The sequence below is a fragment of the Pseudomonas sp. UBA6699 genome, assembly GCF_002454615.1.
In the GTDB taxonomy this organism is placed as follows: Bacteria; Pseudomonadota; Gammaproteobacteria; order Pseudomonadales; family Pseudomonadaceae; genus Aquipseudomonas; species Aquipseudomonas juntendi.
In genome coordinates this window covers 1-21,241 of record NZ_DKJF01000097.1, presented here as the reverse complement: position 1 = coordinate 21,241, position 21,241 = coordinate 1, and the positions used below count along the sequence as shown (strand labels likewise).

Below are 21,241 nucleotides of genomic sequence, written 5' to 3'. Positions count from 1 at the left end.
CGCCTAACCTGTGGGAGCGGGCGTGCCCGCGAAAGGGCCTGTGAAACCAACCTCACGGCCCCGGAAGTTTGCTCCCCCCGCCCCGCTCTGCTAGTGTCGCGCCGTTCTGAATGCCTCCGAGACAGTCGCCATGGCCCGCAAAAAATCCTCCCTTGATTTCGAGCAATCCCTCGCAGACCTGCAAACACTGGTCGAGCGCCTGGAGAACGGCGAGTTGTCGCTGGAAGAGTCGCTGGCCGCTTTCGAGCAAGGCATCGCGCTGACCCGAGAATGCCAAGGTGCCCTGGCCCAGGCCGAGCAGAAGGTGCAAATTCTTTTGGAGCGTGACGGCGAGCTGGCTGCCCAGCCCTTCGACGCGGAGCCCGAAGCATGATCGGCAGCTACCAGGCCAGTTGCCAGAGGCGGGTGGATGCAGCCCTCGAACCGCTGTTCGTCGCCCCGACCAAAGAACTCGAACGCCTCTATGCCGCCATGCGCTACAGCGTGATGAACGGCGGCAAACGCGTGCGGCCACTGCTGGCCTACGCCGCGTGCGAAGCCCTGGGTGCCCCGGCCGAACAGGCCAACGGCGCGGCCTGTGCGGTGGAGCTGATCCATGCCTACTCGCTGGTGCATGACGACCTGCCTGCCATGGATGACGACGACCTGCGCCGGGGCCAGCCCACCACGCACAAGGCCTTCGACGAAGCCTGCGCCATCCTGGCCGGTGACGGGTTGCAGAGCCTGGCGTTCAGCGCCCTGCTCGATCCGCACCTCAGCCCGCAGGCCGACAGCGTCCGCCTGGCCATGGTCCAGGCCCTGGCCACGGCCGCCGGCCCAGCCGGCATGGTGGGCGGGCAGGCCATCGACCTTGGCTCGGTCGGGCTGAAGCTCGACCAGCGGGCACTGGCATTCATGCACAGGCACAAGACCGGCGCCCTGATCGAAGCCAGCGTGCGCCTGGGTGCACTGGCCAGCGCCCGCGCCGGCCAGCAGCAACTGGACGCCCTGCAAACTTATGCACAGGCCATTGGCCTGGCATTCCAGGTTCAGGACGACATCCTCGACGTGGAAGGCGACACCGCCACCCTGGGTAAACGCCAAGGGGCAGACATCGCCCGTGACAAACCGACCTACCCGGCCCTGCTGGGCCTGGACGCGGCCAAGGCCTATGCGATCGAACTGCGCGACCAAGCGCTGGTCGCACTGGAAGGGTTCGGCGAAAAAGCCGGGCCGCTGCGGGCACTGGCGCGCTATATCGTCGAGCGCCGCAACTAAGCACGGATACCCGCGCCATTGGGGTGTCACAAGCAGTGGTCGAATGGGCACTTTTCCCACAATGGGGTAAACTGCCGCGTCTTCACACACCTATAACGACTCGCCTGATGCCCACGACGTTTCAAGAGATTCCCCGCGAACGCCCGGTCACGCCGTTGCTCGACCGCGCTGACACGCCTGCCGGCCTGCGCCGGCTGGCCGAAGCCGACCTGGAGACCCTGGCCGACGAGTTGCGCCAGGAGCTGCTGTATACCGTGGGGCAGACCGGTGGGCATTTTGGTGCCGGCCTGGGCGTGATCGAACTGACCATCGCCCTGCACTACGTGTTCGATACCCCGGACGACCGGCTGGTGTGGGACGTGGGCCACCAGGCCTACCCGCACAAGATTCTGACCGGGCGCCGTAACCGCATGCTCAGCCTGCGCCAGAAGGACGGTATCGCCGCCTTCCCGCGCCGCAGCGAAAGCGAGTACGACACCTTTGGCGTGGGCCACTCCAGTACCTCGATCAGCGCAGCGCTAGGCATGGCCATTGCCGCCCGCCTGCAGAACAGCGCGCGCAAGTCGATCGCCGTGATCGGTGATGGCGCCCTTACCGCCGGCATGGCCTTCGAGGCGTTGAACCACGCCCAGGAAGTCAATGCCGACATGCTGGTGATCCTCAACGACAACGACATGTCGATTTCGCGCAATGTCGGCGGCCTGTCCAACTACCTGGCCAAGATCCTGTCCAGCCGCACCTACGCCAGCATGCGCGAAGGCAGCAAGAAAGTGCTGTCGCGCCTGCCCGGTGCCTGGGAAATCGCCCGGCGCACCGAAGAGTACGCCAAGGGCATGCTGGTGCCGGGCACACTGTTCGAAGAGCTGGGCTGGAACTACATCGGCCCGATCGACGGCCATGACCTGCCGACCATGATCGCCACCTTGCGCAACATGCGTGACCTGAAGGGCCCGCAGTTCCTGCACGTGGTGACCAAGAAGGGCAAGGGCTTCGCCCCCGCCGAACTCGACCCTATCGGCTACCACGCCATCACCAAGCTGGAGCCCGCCGACAAGCCTGTCGCGCCGAAGAAGCCCAGCGGGCCGAAATACTCCGCGGTGTTCGGCCAGTGGCTGTGCGACATGGCCGCTGCCGACAACCGCCTGGTGGGCATCACCCCGGCGATGAAAGAAGGCTCCGACCTGGTCGATTTCAGCGAGCGCTACCCGCAACGCTACTTCGATGTGGCGATCGCCGAGCAGCACGCCGTCACCCTGGCCGCCGGCATGGCCTGCGAGGGCAGCAAGCCCGTGGTGGCGATCTACTCCACCTTCCTGCAGCGCGCCTACGACCAGCTCATCCACGATGTGGCGGTGCAGAACCTCGATGTGCTGTTCGCCATCGACCGCGCCGGGCTGGTGGGCGAAGACGGGCCGACCCATGCGGGTAGCTACGACCTGTCTTACCTGCGCTGCATCCCGGGCATGCTGGTGATGACCCCCAGCGACGAGAACGAGCTGCGCAAGATGCTCAGCACCGGCCACCTGTACAACGGCCCGGCTGCCGTGCGCTACCCCCGCGGCACCGGCCCGAACGCGCCGATCAGCGGCGATCTAGAGCCGCTGCAAATCGGCAAGGGCGTGGTCCGCCGCCAAGGCCAGACAGTCGCCCTGCTGGTGTTCGGCGTGCAGTTGGCAGAGGCCATGCAGGTTGCCGAGCAGATCAATGCCACCGTGGTCGACATGCGCTTCGTCAAACCTCTGGACGAAGCCCTGGTGCTGGAACTGGCTGGCAGCCATGAGCTGCTGGTCACCGTCGAAGAGAACGCCATCATGGGTGGCGCTGGCGCTGCGGTAGGCGAGTTCCTGGCCAGCCAGGCCGTGGTCAAGCCGCTGCTGCACCTGGGCCTGCCTGATATCTACGTCGAACATGCCAAGCCGGCGCAGATGCTGGCCGAGTGCGGGCTGGATGCGGCCGGGATTGAGGCTTCGGTGAAAGCCCGCATGGCCAAGCTCGGCTTGTAATCCCCGGGGCCGCCTTGCGGCCCTTTCGCGACACAAGGCCGCTCCTACAGAGACCGCGCCGCTCTACCGGTTTGTGCAATACCGGTAGGAGCAGCCTTGTGTCGCGATCGAGGGCGCAGCCCTCGCAAAATGGTACTGCTTATGAAGAAATCTGCCTGTGCCGCGCTACTCTGCGCCCCCACATTGTTAATCGCCGCCGAACGCGATGACGCGCTGAAGCTCCCCGACGTGCTGATCAGCGCCAGCCGCCAAGTCGAGTCGCGCACCGCCACCAGCGCCGCCAACACGGTCTTCACCCGCGCCGACATCGACCGCCTGCAACCCACCAGCGTCACCGACCTGCTAAGCCGCGTACCCGGCGTGCAAGTGGCCCCCACTGGCGGCCGTGGCAGCCTCCCGGGCATCTTCATACGCGGTACCAAGGCGGCGCAAAGCCTGGTACTGGTGGATGGCGTACGCATTGCCAACGCCACTTCGGGCGACAGCGGCCTGCAGTTCCTCGACGTTGACCAGATCGAACGGGTGGAAGTGCTGCGTGGCTCGCGCTCGGCGGTGTACGGCAGCGATGCCATCGGCGGGGTGATCCAGATCTTCACCCGCCGCAGCAACACGCCCGGCCTGCAGCCGCGGCTGCGCATCGCGGCAGGCAGCCACCAGACCGTCCAGCGTAGCCTGGGGCTTTCCGGCGGCAACGACGCGACCCACTTCAACCTCGGTGCCAGCCTGGATGAAACAGCCGGCATCGACTCGACTGGCCCATCCTTCGCCAGTGACGGCGACCATGATGCCTACCGTAACCAGTCCTTCAACCTGAGCCTGAGCCACACCTTCAGCGAGCGCTTCGAGGCCGGGGTCAACCTGCTCGACAGCCGTGGCCGCAGTGAATACGACAACCCGTTCGGGGGGTTCGACCCGGTAACCTTCGAGAGCTTCGGCCAGAAGCCCTACACGGACTTCAGCGTCAGCAGCCTGGGCAGCTATTTCGCTGCGCAGCTCAACGATGCCTGGCGCTCGCGCCTGGAACTGGCCCACAGCGAGAACCGCGACGACAAGCGTGACAAGCTGAGCGCCGAGCGCTTCGTGTTCAACACCTACCGCGATCAGCTGACCTGGCAGAACGACCTCGCCCTGGGCGAACAAAACACATTGCTGATCGGTGGGGACTGGTATGAAGACCGTGTCCATGCCAGTACCGACTTCACCGAAGACAGCCGCTGGAACCGGGCGGTATTTGCCCAGCACCGCTACCAGGGCGAGCAGTTTTCCACCGAGCTGGGCGTGCGCCACGACCGCAACCAGCAGTTTGGCGGCCAGACCACCTGGAGTGGCAGCCTGACCGTGCCGCTGAACGCGGATAACGATGTGCTGCTGTCCTACAGCGAAGGCTTCCGCGCACCGACGTTCAACGACCTGTATTACCCGCAATACAGCAACCCGAACCTGGACCCAGAGCACTCGAAAAGCTATGAGCTGCAGTGGCGCAGCTAGCTGGCGACCACCACCCGCCTGGAGACCTCGCTGTACCGGACCGACCTGCGCGACGCCATCGTATTTGGCCAGGACTCGATCCCGCGCAACGTCGCCTCGGCACGCATCAACGGCCTGGAAATGGCCCTGTCCCAGCAGTGGGCGAGTTGGCACGCCCAGTTGGGCATGGCACTGATCGACCCACGTGACCGCGACACTGGCCACACCCTGGCCCGCCGCGCCCGGCGCACGTTGAGCCTGGACCTGGACCGCGACTTCGGGCGTTTCAGCGCGGGCGCCAGTTGGCAGGCCGTCAGCAGCAGCTATGACGATGAGGCCAACCGTAACCGCATCGGTGGCCACAGCTTGCTGGGCCTGCGTGGCAGTTGGGCTGCCAGCGACGAAGTGAAACTGGAAGCCAAACTGGATAACGTGCTGGACCGCCGCTATAGCCGCGCCCTGTACAGCTACGAAGGGGCCTACTACCCGTACCGCGAAGAAGGCCGCACGGTGCTGTTCAGCGTGACGTGGACGCCGGGGCTTTAGCGGCCAGCAACGCACACAAGCGGGCGGTGGCTTCAATCATTTGCCCGCTCGGGCGCTCCAGGCCTTTGTCGGGTACCACCAGCAAACCGGCGTGGGCAACGGCGCGCAACTGCGGCCAGGCCAGCCAGCCGGTCAACTGCGCCTGGTCACTGGCCAGGATGACCTGGGGGTTGCGTAGCAACACCGACTCCACACTCACCTGCGGCGCCGGTTGGCTGAGGTCGGCAAACACATTGCGCGCCCCGCATACGGCCAATGCGTCGCTCACCACCTGGCGGCCACCAAGGGTGTACAAAGGCCGATCCCACACCTGGTAGAACACCTGCAAGGGCTCGTCACGTCGGTACTGCTGGCGCAGTTGCCGCAACCGCTCGCGCAGGGCCCGGGCATACTGCTGCCCTTGCTCGGCACGGCCGACGCGCTCGCCAATCGCGGCGATCTGCTCGATGAGCTGGTCCAGGTCATGGGGTTCGGCGCTGAAGGTCGTGATACCCAGGCGTTTGAGCTGCTCGCGTTGCGCCGGCGGCACGCTGCCTGGCCACAGCAGCAACAGGTCGGGGCGCAGGCTCAGCAGGCGCTCCATGTTCAGCTGGCCTTGGCGGCCTACCGAGGGTAAATCGCGCAACGCATTTGGTCGTTCGCCCCCATCAAGCACACCCACCAGCAGGTCATCGGCCTGCAGTTCGAGCATGATTTCCGTCATCGAAGGCGCCAGGCTGACCACTCGCAAGGGTTCGCCAGCCAGCGCGGCACAGGCGAACAGTGCCAGCAGGCCAGGCAGTAGGCGCATCAGCCGAGCTGTCGTGGAATGCGGTAGAGGGACAACACCACCACGGTGGATATCGCCAACAGGATCTGCGGTACCGCTTCAAGACCGACCCCTACAGACAGCGCTGCGACCCAGGCCGGGAAGCAGGCGTACAACATGGCCAGGCGCCGTACCCGTGCCAGCTCGATCCACGCGGCAGGCTCTTCAGCAGTACCCAGGGCTTTCGAGGTGGCGATGAGTGCATGCTTGTAGGCACCGAAACGTGGCAGGCTGAGGAACATGGTGGCCGCGCCGGCAATGAACAACGGCATGGCCAGAATCGGCACCAGCGCCTCACCGCCGCCAAAAGCCCAGCTCATGACCGGCAGCGGCAGCAGGCCCACCGCCAGGTACTGCCACCAGGCCAGCGCCAGCCGCCGCTTGACCTGGGCGCGGGTCACGCCTGGGGCACCTCGCCCTGGTGTTCGTTGCCCAGCATGTGGCCAAGCTTGCCGGCCTTGGTTGCCAGGTAGTAGCGGTTGTGCGGGTTATGCCCGGTATGCAGCGGTACTCGCTCGGCAACCACGATGCTCATGTCGGTCAGGGCTTTGACCTTGCGTGGGTTGTTGGTCATCAGCCGCAGCGCCTTCACGCCCAGGTGTTCGAGCATGGGCAGGCACATGGCGTAGTCACGCTGGTCGGCGGCAAAACCCAGGCGCTCGTTGGCTTCCACGGTGTCCGCCCCGCCGTCCTGCAGCTCGTAGGCACGAATCTTGTTCAGCAGGCCAATGCCACGGCCTTCCTGGCGCAGGTACAGCAATACGCCGCGGCCCTCGCGGGCGATTGCCTGCAGTGCGGCCTCCAGCTGCGAGCCGCAGTCGCAGCGCTGGCTGAACAGGGCATCGCCGGTCAGGCATTCGGAATGCAGGCGCCCCAGCACCGGCTGACCATCCGCGATGTCACCCAGGCTGAGCACCACATGCTCCCGGCCGGTGGCTTCATCAAGAAAGCCATGCATGGTGAAGGTCGCGAAGGGCGTCGGGAGTTTAGAGGCGGCAACAAAGACGACGGGCACGTTGTGCTCCTGGAAAAAGTGGGACATATCTCGTGAGCCGATTGTATCAGCAGGTTGCACACTATGGGCTGGCTGAATACCGCGGGGTAAGATCGAAAAGTTCGATACTTAGGCCAGGCAGGCCCGGCCTCAGTGCGGTTTGCTATCCGCAGTGAACGGATACGGTTGCCGCCAGTGCTCGAAAATCGGCTTCAGCTCGCCACTGCGTACCAGCTCGGCCATGCGCTTGTCGAACAGGTCGCGCAGGGCCTTGGCCTGGTCGTTGCGGGCAAAGGCCAGGTATAGCGGCAGCTCGGCCACGTGGGTGCGGCGAAAGCGTTCGGGCTGCGATGACTGGTTCAGTACGTAATCGACTTCAGTCTGGGAATCGATGTAGAAGTCCACACGGTCATGCTCCAGCATCGGCAGAATGCCTTCGCGGCGCTGGATTTCACGGAACTCATGCACATCGGGCAAGTAGCTGCCGTAGTCGTAGCCACGTACCCAGGCCAAGCGGTACTTGCCCACATTCTGCGACGTGGGCACAGGCTTGCTGGCCAGCCCCAGCGCATAGATATGATCCATATCGAAGTGCCAGCGCGGGTACAGGTTGTCGTCGTTCTCTTCCTTGTAGGAGCCGACCCAGGCATCCGCCTCGCCACGTTTCACCAGCCCGACCGCGCGGCTGTAGGGTGCGCTTTGGGTCACCACCTTGACCCCGGCCGGCTCGAACACCTTGCGCAGAACGTCCCAGGCAACGCCGGTACCGTCAGCATTGGTGTAGTCGATCCACTCCTCGCTGACCAGCTGGATCTGCTTTGGCAGGCCTTCGGCAGCCACCGCCCACGGGGCGACACTCAGCAGCATCGCCAGCAGCACAACCCTCATGGCCATTCACGCGCTCCCTGTTTCAGGCAACCGCCCATACCAGAACCTGCATGCCCAGCCAGGCGAACACACCGGCCAGGATATCGTCGAGCATGATGCCGACGCCCCCGTGCACATGGCGGTCGATCCAGCGGATGGGCCACGGCTTGAGGATGTCGAAGAAACGGAACATCAGGAACCCTGCCAGCAGCCACTGCCAGCCTTCCGGCACCAGCCAGAGGGTGATCCACATGCCAACGATTTCATCCCAGACAATGCCTTCATGATCGTGCACACGCAAGTCATTGGCGACCTTGCCGCACAGCCAGATGCCGAACAGCATGCTGATGCCCAGCAACAGCCAGTAGCCCCAGTCGGGCAGCATCTGCCACAGGGGGATGAACGGTATGGCCACCAGCGAGCCCCAGGTACCCGGTGCCTTGGGCAAGGTGCCGGAACCAAAGCCGAACGCGATGAAGTGCCATGGGTTGCGCCAGACCGAAGGCGGAACGAACTCCGCAGGCACCTGGTTGGGGTGATCGGTCACGGTGTCTCCCTAAAGTGTTGATAGCCCCGCTGGGCGGGGGTGATGTCCTGGCCCTGTGCGTCGCGCAGGGTCACACCGCGACCTTGCAGCACACGACCAATGGTGTGTACCTCGATGAAGCCAAGCTCGGCCAGGGGCGGCAGTGCTGCAGGCGGCAAGGTGAAGGCCAGTACGTAATCATCGCCACCGGTGAGTGCTGCCTGCAGTGCCGCCTCGTGGCCGAGGAATGCCTGCAAGGCAGGAGACACTGGCACCTGGGCCAGGTTCACCTCAAGTGCCACCCCGGACGCCTTGGCGATATGCCCGCAATCGGCTAGCAGGCCATCGGAGACGTCGAGCGCCGCCGTGGCCCTGCCCCGCAGCCATGTACCCAGGGTGAGCTGCGGCATCGGCGACCAGTAATGGGCCAGCAGCGGCTCGGCAAGCTCGGCGGGCGCCTGGCGCTCGCCCAGTACCAGCGGCAAGGCACCGGCGGCCTTGCCCAGGGTGCCGCCAACACACAGCAAGTCGCCTGGCCGCGCACCGCTGCGGCGCAACGCCTGGCCAGCCGGCACCCGGCCGAACACGGTCACTGTGATGCTCAATGGGCCACGGGTGGTGTCGCCGCCGATCAGGCTCATGCGGCAGCGGTGCGCCATGCGGCTCAGGCCGTTGGCGTAGGCTGCAAGCCAGTCCGGGCCAACGCTTGGCAGGGTCAGGGCAAGGGTGAAGCCGATCGGGGTGGCGCCCATGGCGGCCAGGTCACTGGCCGCCACGGCCAGCGACCGCTGGCCCAGCAGTTGCGGGTCGCACACGGCAGGGAAATGCACCCCGGCCACCAGCGTGTCGGTCGACACCGCCAATTGTTCACCGGGGGGAAGGTCGAGCAAGGCGCAATCGTCGCCGATCCCCAGGGCCACGCCTTCGCCGCCTTGCGCACAGGGCGCGGCGGCGAAGTAATGGTTGATCAGCTCGAATTCACCCATGGCCAGGCAGCGCCGGGATCAGCGCTTGTTCGCCTTGACTTCTGCTTCACGCAGGGACGGGGCAAGCTTGTCGAGCACACCGTTGACGAACTTGTGACCGTCGGTAGCACCGAAGACCTTGGCCAGCTCCACGCCTTCGTTGATGACCACACGGTACGGTACGTCGATGCGCTTGATCAGCTCCCAGGTGGACAGGCGCAGCACGGCCAGTTCCACAGGGTCGAGCTCGTCCAGGGCAATGGTCATGCACGGGGCCAGCGCTTTGTCGATTTCGTCCTTGATTGCCGGGACCCCATGCAGGATCTCGCGGAAGTAGGCACCGTCGACATCGGTGAAATCGTTATCCACCCGGAACTGCGCTTCGATCTCGTTCAGCGAATGCTGGGCCATGTGCCATTGATAGAGGGCCTGGGTCGCAAGCTTGCGGGCTTCGCGACGCTTGGCGCTCTTGGAGGGCTTGCCGGCATCCGCAGGTTTTGGATCGCGCGGGTTGAAACGATCGCTTTCGTCGCTAATCACTTGGCCTCCAACTGCGCCAGCAGGCTGACCATTTCCAGAGCGGACAGGGCAGCTTCAGCACCTTTGTTGCCAGCCTTGGTGCCGGAACGCTCGATGGCCTGCTCGATGGAATCGACGGTCAGTACGCCGAAGGCCACCGGAACACCGAACTCCATGGACACCTGGGCCAGGCCCTTGGTGCATTCGCCCGCCACGTATTCGAAGTGCGGGGTACCGCCACGGATCACGGCGCCCAGGGCGATGATCGCGTCGTAGGCGCCTTGCTGGGCGACCTTCTGTGCCACCAGCGGAATTTCGAATGCACCCGGGGCACGGATGATGGTGATGTCGCTTTCGCTGACACCGTGGCGAACCAGGGCGTCAACGGCACCGCTTACCAGGCTTTCGACAACGAAGCTGTTGAAGCGGCCAACCACCAAAGCATAGCGACCTTTGGGGGCGATGAAGGTACCTTCGATGGTCTTCAGGGTCATTCCGATATTCTCATATTCAAGAGCGAGGCCGCTTGCAAGCGGCCTCGACAGGGGTCTGGACTCGAGCTGGGGGCGTCATTGCCGCCTCAAGTCACTCGGAGGGCACGTATTCTACAACTTCCAGATCGAATCCGGATATCGCGTTGAACTTCATTGGCGAACTCATCAGGCGCATCTTGCGCACCCCGAGGTCGCGCAGGATCTGCGAGCCAGCACCCACGGTGCTGTAGGTGGTCGGTGCCTTGGCCGGTAGGTCGCCGGCGCTTTCGCGGATGTGCGCCAACAGCACGTCGCCGTCCAGCGGGTGGCCCAGCAGCAGGACCACGCCGCTGCCGGCTTCGGCCACGGCCGCCATGGCCGCACGCAGGCTCCAGCGGCCCGGTTGCTTGACCAGCAGCAGGTCGCGCAGCGGGTCCATGTTGTGTACCCGCACCAGGGTCGGCTCTTCAGCGCAGATCTTGCCCAGGGTCAGGGCCATGTGCACGTCGCCCTCCACCGCATCGCGGTAGGTGACCAGGTTGAACTCACCCAGCTCGCTCTCTACCGGTTGCTCGGACACCCGTTGCACGGTGCGCTCGTGAATCATGCGGTAGTGGATCAGGTCGGCGATGGTGCCGATCTTCAGGCCATGCTCGGCAGCAAAGACTTCCAGCTCGGCGCGGCGCGACATGGTGCCGTCGTCGTTCATCACTTCGCAGATCACGCCGCTTGGCTCGAAACCGGCCATGCGCGCCAGGTCGCAGGCCGCTTCGGTGTGGCCGGCACGCGCCAGGGTGCCGCCAGGCTGGGCCATCAGCGGGAAGATGTGGCCAGGGCTGACGATGTCTTCGGCCCTGGCGTCCCGGGCAGCAGCGGCTTGCACGGTGCGCGCGCGGTCGGCGGCGGAGATGCCGGTGGTGACGCCTTCGGCGGCTTCGATCGACACGGTGAACTTGGTGCCGAAGCCCGAGCCGTTGCGCGGCGCCATCAATGGCAGCTTCAGCGTTTCGCAACGCTCACGGGTCATCGGCATGCAGATCAAGCCACGGGCATGCTTGGCCATGAAGTTGATGTGTTCGGGCTGGCAGCACTCGGCGGCCATGATGATGTCGCCTTCGTTCTCGCGGTCTTCGTCATCCATGAGGATGACCATTTTACCCTGGCGGATGTCTTCGACCAGTTCTTCGATGCTGTTGAGCGCCACGCGGCACCCCCTTCTCAATCAGGATTTCAAGAAGCCGTTGGCGGCCAGGAAGCTTTCGGTAATGCCACTGCCCTTGCTCGGTTCGGCGGCCTTGTCACCCAGCAGCAAGCGCTCCAGGTAACGGGCCAGCAGATCGACCTCAAGGTTCACCCGACGCCCTGCGCGGTAGTCGGCCATGATGGTTTCGGACAGGGTGTGCGGGACAATGGTCAGCTCGAACTCGGCGCCATTGACTTCGTTGACCGTCAGGCTGGTGCCGTCGACGGTGATCGAGCCCTTGTGGGCGATGTACTTGGCCAGCTCCTTCGGTGCGCGTACGCGGAACTGGATGGCGCGGGCGTTATCGCTGCGCGAGATGATTTCACCCACCCCGTCGACATGGCCGCTGACCAGGTGCCCGCCAAGGCGGGTGGTAGGGGTCAGGGCTTTTTCCAGGTTGACCTTGCTGCCGCTCTTGAGGTCGATGAAGGCAGTGCGCTTGAGGGTTTCGACGCTGACGTCGGCCCAGAAGCCGTCACCAGGCAGTTCCACGGCGGTCAGGCACACGCCGTTGACGGCGATGCTGTCGCCCAGCTTGACGTCACCCAGGTCCAGCTTGCCGGTTTCGACGTAGACGCGAACGTCGCCGCCCTTGGGGGTCAGGCTGCGGATGCTGCCAATGGATTCGATGATGCCGGTGAACATGGGGTCTTCCTCAAAACGGTTTGCACGGGGCAAGCCCGGCATTATACGCCGGGCGCCGGCAGGGGCACGGCTGTGACCCGCCAGTCATCGCCCACTGCGCGCATTTCGGTAATTTTCAGCCGCGGTGCTTCGCTCATCCGCTCCATTGGCCAGTCCAGCAATGGGCGGGCATGGGAGCCGAGGAAGGTACCAGCGACGAACAACTGGTACTCGTCCACCAGGCCAAGGCGGGCAAAGGCACCGACCAGGCTGGCACCGGCTTCCAGCAGCACTTCGTTGACGCCACGCGCGCCCAGGGCATGCAGCAGCGCCGCCAGGTCGACCTGGCCATTGTCACCCGGCAGGCAGAGCAGTTCGTGGCCGGCAGCGGCATAACCGGGGTCATCTGCGACAGCTGTTACCACCAGGGCCGGCCCGGCCTGGAAGAATGGCGCATCCAGCGGCAGGCGCAGGCGGCCATCGACCAACACGCGCAGTGGTGGGCGGCTGAGGGCCAGGGCGGTGGTTTCGGCATCCAGGCCCAACTCGCTGCCCCGTACGGTCATGCGCGCGTTGTCGGCCAGCACGCTGGCGGCGCTGGTCAGCACCACGCTGGAGCGGGCGCGCAGGCGCTGCACGGCCGAGCGCGCGGCCGGGCCGGTGATCCACTGGCTTTCACCACTGGCCATGGCGGTACGGCCGTCAAGGCTCATGGCCAGCTTGGCGCGCACGTACGGCACGCCATGCTCCATGCGCTTGAGAAAGCCCGGGTTCAGGGCGCGGGCCTCGGCCTCGAGCACACCACTGGCTACTTCGATGCCGGCCTCGGCCAGGCGCCGCAGCCCCCGCCCTGCCACTTGCGGGTTAGGGTCCTGCATGGCCGCTACCACCCGGGCCACACCCGCCTTGACCAGCGCTTCGGCGCACGGGGGCGTGCGGCCATGGTGGCTGCAAGGCTCCAGGGTGACATAGGCACACGCGCCACGGGCGCGTTCCCCGGCCTGGCGCAGGGCATGCACTTCGGCATGGGGCTCACCGGCGCGCACGTGCCAGCCCTCCCCGACCACTTCGCCGTCGCGCACGATCACGCAGCCTACGCGGGGGTTCGGGTGGGTGGTGAACAGGCCTTTGCGCGCCAGCTCCAGCGCACGCGCCATGTAGTGGGCGTCAAGAATCGCGGCTTGGCTGGGCATGTTCACTCTTTGGCCGGCTCGCGGGCCAGGCGGTCGATTTCTTCACGGAACTCGTCGAGGTCCTGGAAGCGCCGGTACACCGAGGCAAAGCGGATGTAGGCCACCTCATCGAGCTTGCGCAGCTCGGCCATGACCATTTCACCCACCACCAGCGACTTGACTTCGCGCTCGCCAGTGGCACGCAGGCGGCTCTTGATGTGCGCCAGCGCCGCTTCCAGGCGCTCGACGCTGACCGGGCGTTTTTCCAGCGCCCGCTGCATGCCGGCACGCAGCTTGTCTTCGTCGAAAGGCTGGCGCGTGCCGTCTTGCTTGATCAGCCGGGGCAGCACCAGCTCGGCGGTTTCGAAGGTGGTGAAGCGCTCGCCACAGGCCACGCATTCGCGGCGGCGGCGCACCTGCTCGCCCTCGGCGACGAGGCGAGAGTCGATGACCTTGGTGTCGTTGGCACCGCAAAAGGGACAGTGCATGGTGGCAGGCAACAAAAAAAGGGAGGGCCATGGTAGCGCATTGCACTGGCAAGACAAGCCAAAGGGGTTAACATCCATGGGAAATCTGCCCGTTAAGGACTCCTCCATGCACTACCGAGCGCTCGTCGTGCTGTGCTGCGCCGCCCTGCTCGCCGCCTGCGGCAGCGACAGGCCGAAGACCGATACCTCCGTTGCGCCGGCACCGGCCCACGTGGCCAAAACCGCCGAAGCGCCCGGCCCGCTTCCGGCCTACCAGCGCGAGTTGAGCGGCACTTTGCTGGAAATCCCGGCCGGCGCCGACGTGGAACTGGCGTTGCTGGTGATCGACGAACGCGACCGCCCGCAACGCCTGCTGGCCAGCAGCAACCTGACCGCTACCGGCCAGGCCCTGCCCTACCAACTGCGCTTCAACCCCGAAGCCTTCCCGGCCGGCGCACGCGTGGAATTGCGTGGCCGCGCCAGCCGCTCCGGCCAGCTGATCATGCACCTGCCGCCGCTGCGCATCACCCAGGCGCAGACCCAGGCCACCGGGCCGCTACGTTTCGAGAAGGCGCCCTGAGTGGCACCGCTCGCCCTGCAGCAGGCACTCAGCGGCCTGATCGGTGAAGCGCGGCTGGTCGTCAGCGAACTGCCCGGCTGCGCCTTGAAACTGTGGCTGATCGACGACCAGAACATGGACCGCGCCTTCAGCAGCGACGAAACCCGGCGCATTCTGGAAGACCCGCCCTACTGGAGCTTCTGCTGGGCCAGTGGCCTGGCCATGGCCCGTTACCTGGCCGAGCGCCCGGAATGGGTGGCCGGCAAGCGGGTGCTGGACTTTGGCGCCGGGTCCGGCATTGCCGGCATCGCTGCCGCCCGCGCGGGTGCCCGGGAGGTGGTGGCCTGCGACCTGGACCCACTGGCCCTGCAAGCCTGCCGCGCGAATGCCGCACTGAACGGTGTGCAACTGGGCTACAGCGACGACTTCTTCGCCGAGGACGACCGCTTCGACCTGATCCTGGTCGCCGACGTGCTGTACGACCGTGCCAACCTGCCGCTTCTGGATACTTTTCTTGGCCGTGGTCGCCAGGCCTTGGTGGCCGACTCGCGGGTACGCGACTTCAGCCACCCGCTCTACCAGCAGCTGGGGGTGCTTGAAGCGCTGACCCTGCCCGACCTGGCCGAGCCGCACGAATTCCGCCGGGTCAGCCTGTACCACGCCAGCCGCGACACCTTATAGTGGTGGTATTCACGAGTTTGCGAGAAGCGCAATGAGCCAAGACACGCCTTACATTTTCGACGCTACCGATGCCACCTTCCAGCAGCTGGTGATCGAGAACTCCTTCCACAAACCGGTGCTGGTGGATTTCTGGGCCGAGTGGTGTGCGCCATGCAAGGCACTGATGCCCTTGCTGGCGAAGATCGCCGAGGGCTACCAGGGCGAACTGCTGCTGGCCAAGATCAACTGCGACGTGGAACAACAGGTGGTCGCCCAGTTCGGCATTCGCAGCCTGCCGACCGTTGTGCTGTTCAAGGACGGCCAGCCGGTGGACGGCTTTGCCGGTGCCCAGCCGGAATCGGCGATCCGCGCCATGCTCGAGCCGCACGTGCAAATGCCTGCCGCACCGCAGGCATCGCCGCTGGAGCAGGCCAAGGCGCTGTTCGCCGAAAGCCGTTTCGCCGAAGCAGAAGCGCTGTTGCAGGCCCTGCTGGGTGAAGACAACAGCAATGCCGAGGCACTGATCCTGTACGCCCGTTGCCTGGCCGAACGTGGCGAACTGGGGGAAGCGCAGGTGGTACTGGACGCGGTCAAGAGCGATGAGCACAAGGCCGCACTGGCCGGCGCCAAGGCCCAACTGACCTTCCTGCGCCAAGCGGCCAGCCTGCCGGAAGTGGCGGAGCTGAAAAGCCGCCTGGCCCAGAACCCGCAAGATGATGAGGCGGCTTACCAGTTGAGCATTCAACAACTGGCGCGCCAGCAGTATGAAGCGGCGCTGGATGGGCTGCTGAAGCTGTTCCAGCGTAACCGTGCTTATGAGAACGGTCTACCGCAGAAAGCCATGCTGCAGGTCTTCGAGTTGCTGGGTGCTGACCACCCGCTGGTCGGGGTTTACCGTCGCAAGCTGTCGGCGGCGCTGTTCTAGCCCAAAAGCATTGCGAGGGCTTCGCCCTCGTTCGCGGGCACGCCCGCTCCCACAGGATACCCACCGAACTCGAGACTGGTGCAATACCTGTGGGAGCGGGCATGCCCGCGAAGAGGCCAGCACAGGCAATACAGGCTTATCCCACCCAGTGATAAACCGGCGCGTCCACGCCGCTTTTCACCTTCACATCACTGCTGTGCCGCAAGCGCACCAGCAATCGCTTGCCCGCCGCCGTGCTCCCCGCCAACCCTTCCAGCCGGTCCAGCAACTGCGGCCCGCTCATTTGCCCGGCAAGGCGCAATACATCACACGCTGCTACCCATTGCCCGTCATCCTGGCGCGGCGCCGCCACGGTTTGTGTTGCTGCGGCCTGCGCTACCACCGGTACATCAATCTGCCGCCCGAACTGCGCCCACTCTTCAGGCTCAAGCTCGATGGTCAGGTCCACCGGCCATTCCCCAATCTGTCCACGAATTCTCACGATGCATTCCTTGAGCAAGGTCGATGGCCCATGCTACCGCAAGATGAAACCTGCACCATGCGGACTGGCAGGACGCAGAAAAGTTGTTATAACATAACCCAATCACCCAGCCCGCCCCGGAGCCTCCCATGCGTCGCCTGTTGCTCGCCCTGCCCTTCGCTTTGCTGCCACTGGCCGTGGCCCATGCCCACGAAGACCATGACCATGACCATGATCACGACCACGCCCATGGCACCTTGGGCGCGCATGAACACGGCGTGGCCAAGCTCAATGTCGTGCTCGAAGGCAACACTCTGGAACTGGAGCTGGACAGCCCCGCCATGAACCTGGTTGGTTTCGAGCACGCTGCCAGCAGCGACGCCGACAAGGCCAAGGTTGCCGCGGTGCGCCAGCAGCTGGAACAACCGTTGAAGCTGTTCGGCCTGGCCTCGGCAGCCGGCTGCAAGGAAGACCAGCAAGCGCTGGAAAGCCCGTTGTTCGGTGACGCCGCCAAAGCGGACGACGACGGTGACGAGCATGAGAAGGGCCACATGCACAGCGATATCAATGCCCACTACCAGCTGACATGCGCCACCCCGGAGAAACTCACCCAGCTGGACCTGGCCCCCCTGTACAAAGCCTTCCCGGCCACGCAAAAAATCAACGTGCAGCTAATCGGCCCCAACGGCCAGAAAGGCGTTGAAACCTCGCCCGCCAAGGCCATGGTCGCGTTCTGAGATGAATCAGGCACTGATTGACCTGCAGGACCTGGTGTTCGCCTGGCCCGGCCAGGCGCCGCTGCTGGACATCCCGGCGTTTCGCCTGCAAGCCGGTGAGGCCCTGTTTCTCAAAGGCCCCAGCGGCAGTGGCAAGACCACCCTGCTGGGCCTGCTGGGCGGGGTGAACCGAGCGGACCAAGGGCGAATCCGGCTGCTTGGCCAGGACCTGGCCGCGCTGGGCCAAGGTGCACGCGACCGGTTCCGCGTCGACCACACCGGCTATATCTTCCAGCAGTTCAACTTGCTGCCCTTCCTGTCGGTTAGGGAGAACGTCGAACTGCCATGCCGCTTTTCCCGCAGCCGGGCGGAACGGGCCATCCAGCGCCATGGCAGTGTCCACCAGGCGGCAGGCGAACTGCTCGCCCACCTGGGGCTGGGCGACCCGGCACTGCTGGCGCGCCGTGCCGACAGCCTGTCGATAGGCCAGCAACAGCGGGTTGCCGCAGCCCGCGCGCTGATCGGTCAACCCGAGTTGGTGATCGCCGACGAGCCGACCTCGGCGCTGGACGCCGACACCCGTGAGGTGTTCATCCGCCTGCTGTTCGATGAGTGCCGGGCCGCTGGTGCCAGCCTGCTGTTCGTCAGCCACGACCAGAGCCTGGCGCCGCTGTTCGATCGCCACCTGTCGCTGGCCGAACTCAACCGTGCCGCCAAGCCCGTGGAGGCCTGATGTACCTGCTCCGCCTTGCCCTGGCCAGCCTGGCCAACCGCCGTTTCACCGCTTTTCTCACGGCCTTTGCCATCGCCCTGTCGGTATGCCTGCTATTGGCCGTGGAGCGGGTGCGGACCGAGGCCCGTGCCAGCTTCGCCAGTACCATCAGCGGTACCGACCTGATCGTGGGCGCGCGCTCCGGTTCGGTGAACCTGCTGCTGTATTCGGTATTCCGGATCGGCAACGCCACCAACAACATCCGCTGGGACAGCTTTCAGCACTACGCCCATGATCCACGGGTGAAGTGGGCGATTCCGATCTCGCTGGGCGACTCGCACCGCGGTTACCGGGTAATGGGCACCACTGCCGACTACTTCGAGCATTACCAGTACGGCCGCAAACAGCACCTGCAGCTGAGCCAGGGCCGCGAATTCGCCAGTGACCCGTTCGAGGTGGTACTGGGTGCCGAAGTGGCCGAGGCACTGCATTACAAGCTGGGGGACAAGCTGGTGCTGGCGCACGGTGTGGCCGCAATCAGCCTGGTCAAGCATGACGACAAACCGTTCACCGTGGTGGGCGTGCTCAAGCGTACCGGCACACCGGTCGACCGCACCCTGCACATCAGCCTGGGCGGCATGGAGGCGATCCATATCGACTGGCACAATGGCGTGCCGGCACGTGGCGCCGGGCGCATCAGCGCCGAGCAAGCACGCAGCATGGACCTGCAACCTGCCGCCATCACGGCGTTCATGCTGGGCCTGAACAACAAGATCGCCACGTTCAGCCTGCAGCGGGAAATCAACGAGTACCGCAACGAACCGCTGCTGGCGATCCTGCCTGGCGTTGCCTTGCAGGAGCTGTGGAGCCTGATGGGCACGGCCGAACAAGCCTTGTTCGTGGTTTCTCTGTTCGTTGTGCTCACGGGCCTGATCGGCATGCTCACGGCCATTCTCACCAGCCTCAACGAACGCCGCCGGGAGATGGCGATCTTGCGTTCCGTAGGGGCCAGGCCGTGGCATATCGCCGGGCTGCTGGTGCTGGAGGCGCTGTCACTGGCGGCAGTCGGCATCGTCGCCGGGCTGGGCTTGCTGTATGCGGGTATCGCCCTGGCACAGGGGTATGTACAGGCTAACTATGGTTTGTACCTGCCGCTGGCGCTGCCGAGCGCTCATGAATGGAGCTTGCTGGCTATCATCCTGGGGGCTGCACTGCTGATGGGCAGCGTGCCAGCGTGGCGCGCCTATCGGCAGTCGTTGGCCGATGGCCTGTCCATACACCTATGAGTGCGCGTAATGATCAAACACCTCACCGCCTGCTTCGCGGGTTCACCCGCGAAGAAGCCGACACTGCGAACGCTGCTGATCCTGCTGCTTGCGGCAGCGATGCCGCTGTGGGCCGCCGAACCCAAGGAGCTCGACTGGCCAGCGCTGATCCCGGAAGGCGCCCCGGTCATTCCACCGCAACTCACCCCCTTGCACGACATGTCGCAATTGAGCAACGCGCTGGCCGCCGAGTCTGCGCCAGCAGCCCGGCAGCAGGCGCCGAACGCGCCGGTGGTGAAAAGCCTCGATGGCCAGCAGGTCAAACTGCCCGGGTATATCGTGCCGCTGGAAGTCAGCGAGGAGGGGCGCACCACCGAGTTTCTGCTGGTGCCTTACTACGGCGCGTGCATCCATGTGCCGCCACCGCCCTCGAACCAGATCGTGCACATTTTCAGCGAAATGGGCGTGCGCGTCGAAGACCTTTATCAACCCTACTGGATCGAGGGAAAGATGCAGGTCAAAGCCTCCAGCAGCGAACTGGCCGATGCCGGCTACCAGATGGAAGCCGACAAAATCTACGCTTATGAGCTGAAGTGAGCGCTATTACCGGTTCATGAAGACGCTTCGTTGAGCTGGGTCAAACATTCTGTTTAGACCCATCCGTACCATTGGACTACTCGATTATTAACGTCCTCTGGGAGCTTCCATGAACAAGTCCTTGCTCGGGGCCGCATTCGCGGCACTGGCCTTCGCCGCCCCTGTTGCCCACGCCCACCAGGCGGGTGATGTCATCGTTCGCGCCGGTGCAATCACCACTGCGCCGAATGAGAGCAGCAGCGACCTGAAATTCGACGGCAACAAGGTTTCGGGCACCAAGGCGACACTGGACAGCGACACCCAACTGGGCCTGGCCTTCGCCTACATGCTCACCGACCACGTTGGCCTGGAGCTGCTGGCGGCTACGCCGTTCAAGCACACCGTAGGCGTAAAAGGCCTGGGTGGCGGGCTGGACGGCAAGCTGGCCGACATCAAGCAACTGCCGCCAACACTGTCGCTGCAGTACTACCCGATGGAACCGAACTCCAAGTTCCAGCCGTATGCCGGCGTCGGTATCAACTACACCCTGTTCTTCGATGAAGACCTCAGCAGCGCCCGCAAGCAGCAGGGCTTCAGTAACCTGAAGCTGCAAGACTCGGTAGGTATCGCCGGCCAGTTGGGCATGGACTACATGCTCACGGACAACCTGCTGGTCAACGCCGCGGTCTGGTATGTGGACATCGACACCAAGGCCAGCGTCAACGGCCCCACCGCGCTGGGCTACAGCAAGACCAAGGTCGACGTGGATGTCGACCCATGGGTGTACATGGTCGGCCTAGGCTACAAGTTCTGACCGGAACACTGCAGGGCGGCTTCGGCCGCCCTTGCGCGTTGCAGCCACAGCCAATAAGCCAGGGCCGCCGCGCTGATGGCCAGGCCCGGCCAGCAACACCGTCTGGTTGGTGACATGCACCGCCTGCTCGGCAAAATCCAGCATCAGCACGCCGAGGACAAAGGCCATCACGGATTGCCCGAGCATGGCCGTGGGCAGCCATGAAAGCGTCAGCAGCAACAGCGCCAGGAGGTGCTGGGTGATTGCTGGGCGCTGATGATCCTTCGCGATGCTTTTGATGGCCTGCGTCGCTTCAGTGAGTTTCAGAAGAATCTGGGGCTGGCGAAGACCATCCTCGCCTCACGGCTCAAGTGGCTGGTGGAAAGCGGTTTGCTGGAACCGTTACAGGTGAGAAGCCTGGATGGGCGGATGTTGAACCCCGAGGACTGCGTGCGCAAGGTGGTGCGCCATGGCTGATCCCGGGGCTGCTGCGCAGCCCTGTCGCGACACAAGGCCGCTTGTGTCTTGAGAGAGGGATCTGGTGTTGCCTCAGCCGAAGAGGGTGTAGATCAACAGCCAAAATGCAGGACTCGAAGATCACACGGTTCCTGTGGGAGCGGGCGTGAACTGGCCTAATGATTTTG

At 64.7% G+C, this 21,241-nt stretch carries 25 protein-coding genes and 2 pseudogenes; 13 read left to right on the top strand and 14 right to left on the bottom strand.

Annotation, left to right across the window (positions count from 1 at the left end):
* The first annotated feature begins 130 nt into the window (after positions 1-130).
* From B3361_RS18385 to B3361_RS18370, 4 genes and pseudogenes are all read left to right on the top strand, one after another.
* Complete coding sequence (locus B3361_RS18385; protein ID WP_009685726.1) at positions 131-373, top strand: exodeoxyribonuclease VII small subunit; 243 nt, start codon at positions 131-133, stop codon at positions 371-373.
* Positions 370-1,257: a (2E,6E)-farnesyl diphosphate synthase gene (gene ispA, locus B3361_RS18380; protein ID WP_054906294.1), complete on the top strand. Its 888-nt coding sequence runs from the start codon at positions 370-372 to the stop codon at positions 1,255-1,257. The genes B3361_RS18385 and ispA overlap by 4 nt, the downstream gene beginning before the upstream one ends.
* A 107-nt stretch (positions 1,258-1,364) precedes the next feature.
* A complete protein-coding gene (gene dxs, locus B3361_RS18375; protein ID WP_054906293.1) occupies positions 1,365-3,260 on the top strand; it encodes a 1-deoxy-D-xylulose-5-phosphate synthase in 1,896 nt (631 codons plus the stop codon).
* Between the two features lie 141 nt (positions 3,261-3,401).
* Positions 3,402-5,273 (top strand): annotated as a pseudogene (locus B3361_RS18370) (TonB-dependent receptor domain-containing protein).
* On the opposite strand, the gene B3361_RS18365 reads toward B3361_RS18370, so the two are convergent.
* The 12 genes from B3361_RS18365 to nrdR form a co-directional block, all read right to left on the bottom strand.
* The gene (locus tag B3361_RS18365; RefSeq protein WP_054904998.1) at positions 5,245-6,063 is read right to left on the bottom strand and encodes a cobalamin-binding protein; all 819 of its coding nucleotides are present in this window, start codon (positions 6,061-6,063) and stop codon (positions 5,245-5,247) included. The pseudogene B3361_RS18370 and the gene B3361_RS18365 sit on opposite strands and share 29 nt — an antisense overlap.
* Complete coding sequence (locus B3361_RS18360) at positions 6,063-6,482, bottom strand: hypothetical protein (protein WP_054904997.1); 420 nt, start codon at positions 6,480-6,482, stop codon at positions 6,063-6,065. Before B3361_RS18360 ends, B3361_RS18365 begins: the two co-directional genes overlap by 1 nt.
* Positions 6,479-7,096, bottom strand: a complete 618-nt coding sequence (ribA, locus tag B3361_RS18355) for a GTP cyclohydrolase II (protein ID WP_029886268.1) — start codon at positions 7,094-7,096, stop codon at positions 6,479-6,481. The genes B3361_RS18360 and ribA overlap by 4 nt, the downstream gene beginning before the upstream one ends.
* Positions 7,097-7,225: 129 nt before the next feature.
* Positions 7,226-7,969, bottom strand: a complete 744-nt coding sequence (locus B3361_RS18350) for a substrate-binding periplasmic protein (RefSeq protein ID WP_054904996.1) — start codon at positions 7,967-7,969, stop codon at positions 7,226-7,228.
* A gap of 16 nt (positions 7,970-7,985) precedes the next feature.
* Positions 7,986-8,489: a phosphatidylglycerophosphatase A family protein gene (locus B3361_RS18345; RefSeq protein WP_009685716.1), complete on the bottom strand. Its 504-nt coding sequence runs from the start codon at positions 8,487-8,489 to the stop codon at positions 7,986-7,988.
* Entirely contained in the window at positions 8,486-9,454 is a 969-nt protein-coding gene (gene thiL / locus B3361_RS18340) for a thiamine-phosphate kinase (RefSeq protein ID WP_009685715.1), read from the bottom strand. The genes B3361_RS18345 and thiL overlap by 4 nt, the downstream gene beginning before the upstream one ends.
* An 18-nt stretch (positions 9,455-9,472) precedes the next feature.
* The gene (gene nusB / locus B3361_RS18335) at positions 9,473-9,973 is read right to left on the bottom strand and encodes a transcription antitermination factor NusB (RefSeq protein WP_054904995.1); all 501 of its coding nucleotides are present in this window, start codon (positions 9,971-9,973) and stop codon (positions 9,473-9,475) included.
* Entirely contained in the window at positions 9,970-10,446 is a 477-nt protein-coding gene (gene ribE / locus B3361_RS18330; protein ID WP_003255395.1) for a 6,7-dimethyl-8-ribityllumazine synthase, read from the bottom strand. The genes nusB and ribE overlap by 4 nt, the downstream gene beginning before the upstream one ends.
* A gap of 91 nt (positions 10,447-10,537) precedes the next feature.
* Positions 10,538-11,629 (bottom strand): bifunctional 3,4-dihydroxy-2-butanone-4-phosphate synthase/GTP cyclohydrolase II, encoded by a 1,092-nt coding sequence (gene ribBA / locus B3361_RS18325; RefSeq protein ID WP_009685713.1) that lies wholly within the window; start codon positions 11,627-11,629, stop codon positions 10,538-10,540.
* An 18-nt stretch (positions 11,630-11,647) separates the two neighbouring features.
* Complete coding sequence (locus B3361_RS18320) at positions 11,648-12,313, bottom strand: riboflavin synthase (RefSeq protein WP_009685712.1); 666 nt, start codon at positions 12,311-12,313, stop codon at positions 11,648-11,650.
* Positions 12,314-12,354: 41 nt separating this feature from the next.
* Entirely contained in the window at positions 12,355-13,485 is a 1,131-nt protein-coding gene (ribD, locus tag B3361_RS18315; RefSeq protein ID WP_009685711.1) for a bifunctional diaminohydroxyphosphoribosylaminopyrimidine deaminase/5-amino-6-(5-phosphoribosylamino)uracil reductase RibD, read from the bottom strand.
* Between the two features lie 2 nt (positions 13,486-13,487).
* Positions 13,488-13,952 (bottom strand): transcriptional regulator NrdR, encoded by a 465-nt coding sequence (gene nrdR / locus B3361_RS18310; RefSeq protein WP_009685710.1) that lies wholly within the window; start codon positions 13,950-13,952, stop codon positions 13,488-13,490.
* A 106-nt stretch (positions 13,953-14,058) separates the two neighbouring features.
* Between nrdR and B3361_RS18305 the strand changes: the two genes are divergently transcribed.
* Genes B3361_RS18305 through trxA form a run of 3 tightly spaced genes read left to right on the top strand, consistent with a single transcriptional unit; the run spans position 14,059 to position 16,075 of the window.
* Positions 14,059-14,511 carry a YbaY family lipoprotein gene (locus B3361_RS18305; protein ID WP_054904994.1) on the top strand — a complete coding sequence of 151 codons (453 nt, stop codon included), beginning with the start codon at positions 14,059-14,061 and terminating at the stop codon, positions 14,509-14,511.
* Positions 14,512-15,171 (top strand): class I SAM-dependent methyltransferase, encoded by a 660-nt coding sequence (locus B3361_RS18300; protein ID WP_054904993.1) that lies wholly within the window; start codon positions 14,512-14,514, stop codon positions 15,169-15,171. It abuts the gene before it with no gap.
* A gap of 31 nt (positions 15,172-15,202) precedes the next feature.
* Entirely contained in the window at positions 15,203-16,075 is an 873-nt protein-coding gene (gene trxA / locus B3361_RS18295; protein ID WP_054904992.1) for a thioredoxin, read from the top strand.
* Positions 16,076-16,211: 136 nt separating this feature from the next.
* Here the strand turns inward: trxA and B3361_RS18290 are convergent, their stop codons facing one another.
* Positions 16,212-16,556, bottom strand: coding sequence for a hypothetical protein (locus B3361_RS18290; protein WP_054904991.1), 345 nt, complete (start codon positions 16,554-16,556; stop codon positions 16,212-16,214).
* Between the two features lie 128 nt (positions 16,557-16,684).
* Here B3361_RS18290 and B3361_RS18285 point away from each other — a divergent pair, with 128 nt between their 5' ends.
* The 5 genes from B3361_RS18285 to B3361_RS18265 all read left to right on the top strand — a co-directional run bounded on the left by B3361_RS18285 (position 16,685) and on the right by B3361_RS18265 (position 20,618).
* A complete protein-coding gene (locus B3361_RS18285; protein WP_054904990.1) occupies positions 16,685-17,272 on the top strand; it encodes a DUF2796 domain-containing protein in 588 nt (195 codons plus the stop codon).
* 1 nt (position 17,273) lies between these two features.
* Positions 17,274-17,984 (top strand): ABC transporter ATP-binding protein, encoded by a 711-nt coding sequence (locus tag B3361_RS18280; protein ID WP_029886262.1) that lies wholly within the window; start codon positions 17,274-17,276, stop codon positions 17,982-17,984.
* Positions 17,984-19,249 carry an ABC transporter permease gene (locus B3361_RS18275; RefSeq protein ID WP_009685703.1) on the top strand — a complete coding sequence of 422 codons (1,266 nt, stop codon included), beginning with the start codon at positions 17,984-17,986 and terminating at the stop codon, positions 19,247-19,249. The genes B3361_RS18280 and B3361_RS18275 overlap by 1 nt, the downstream gene beginning before the upstream one ends.
* A gap of 9 nt (positions 19,250-19,258) precedes the next feature.
* On the top strand, positions 19,259-19,825 hold the full coding sequence (locus tag B3361_RS18270) for a DUF3299 domain-containing protein (RefSeq protein WP_225624738.1): 567 nt from the start codon (positions 19,259-19,261) through the stop codon (positions 19,823-19,825).
* Between the two features lie 109 nt (positions 19,826-19,934).
* A complete protein-coding gene (locus B3361_RS18265) occupies positions 19,935-20,618 on the top strand; it encodes an OmpW/AlkL family protein (protein WP_009685701.1) in 684 nt (227 codons plus the stop codon).
* On the opposite strand, the pseudogene B3361_RS18260 reads toward B3361_RS18265, so the two are convergent.
* Positions 20,606-20,846: pseudogene (locus B3361_RS18260) on the bottom strand (MFS transporter); the annotation flags it as partial. The gene B3361_RS18265 and the pseudogene B3361_RS18260 overlap by 13 nt on opposite strands.
* 3 nt (positions 20,847-20,849) lie before the next feature.
* Here B3361_RS18260 and B3361_RS18255 point away from each other — a divergent pair.
* Positions 20,850-21,074 (top strand): winged helix-turn-helix transcriptional regulator, encoded by a 225-nt coding sequence (locus B3361_RS18255; protein ID WP_009685700.1) that lies wholly within the window; start codon positions 20,850-20,852, stop codon positions 21,072-21,074.
* Positions 21,075-21,241: the final 167 nt, after the last annotated feature.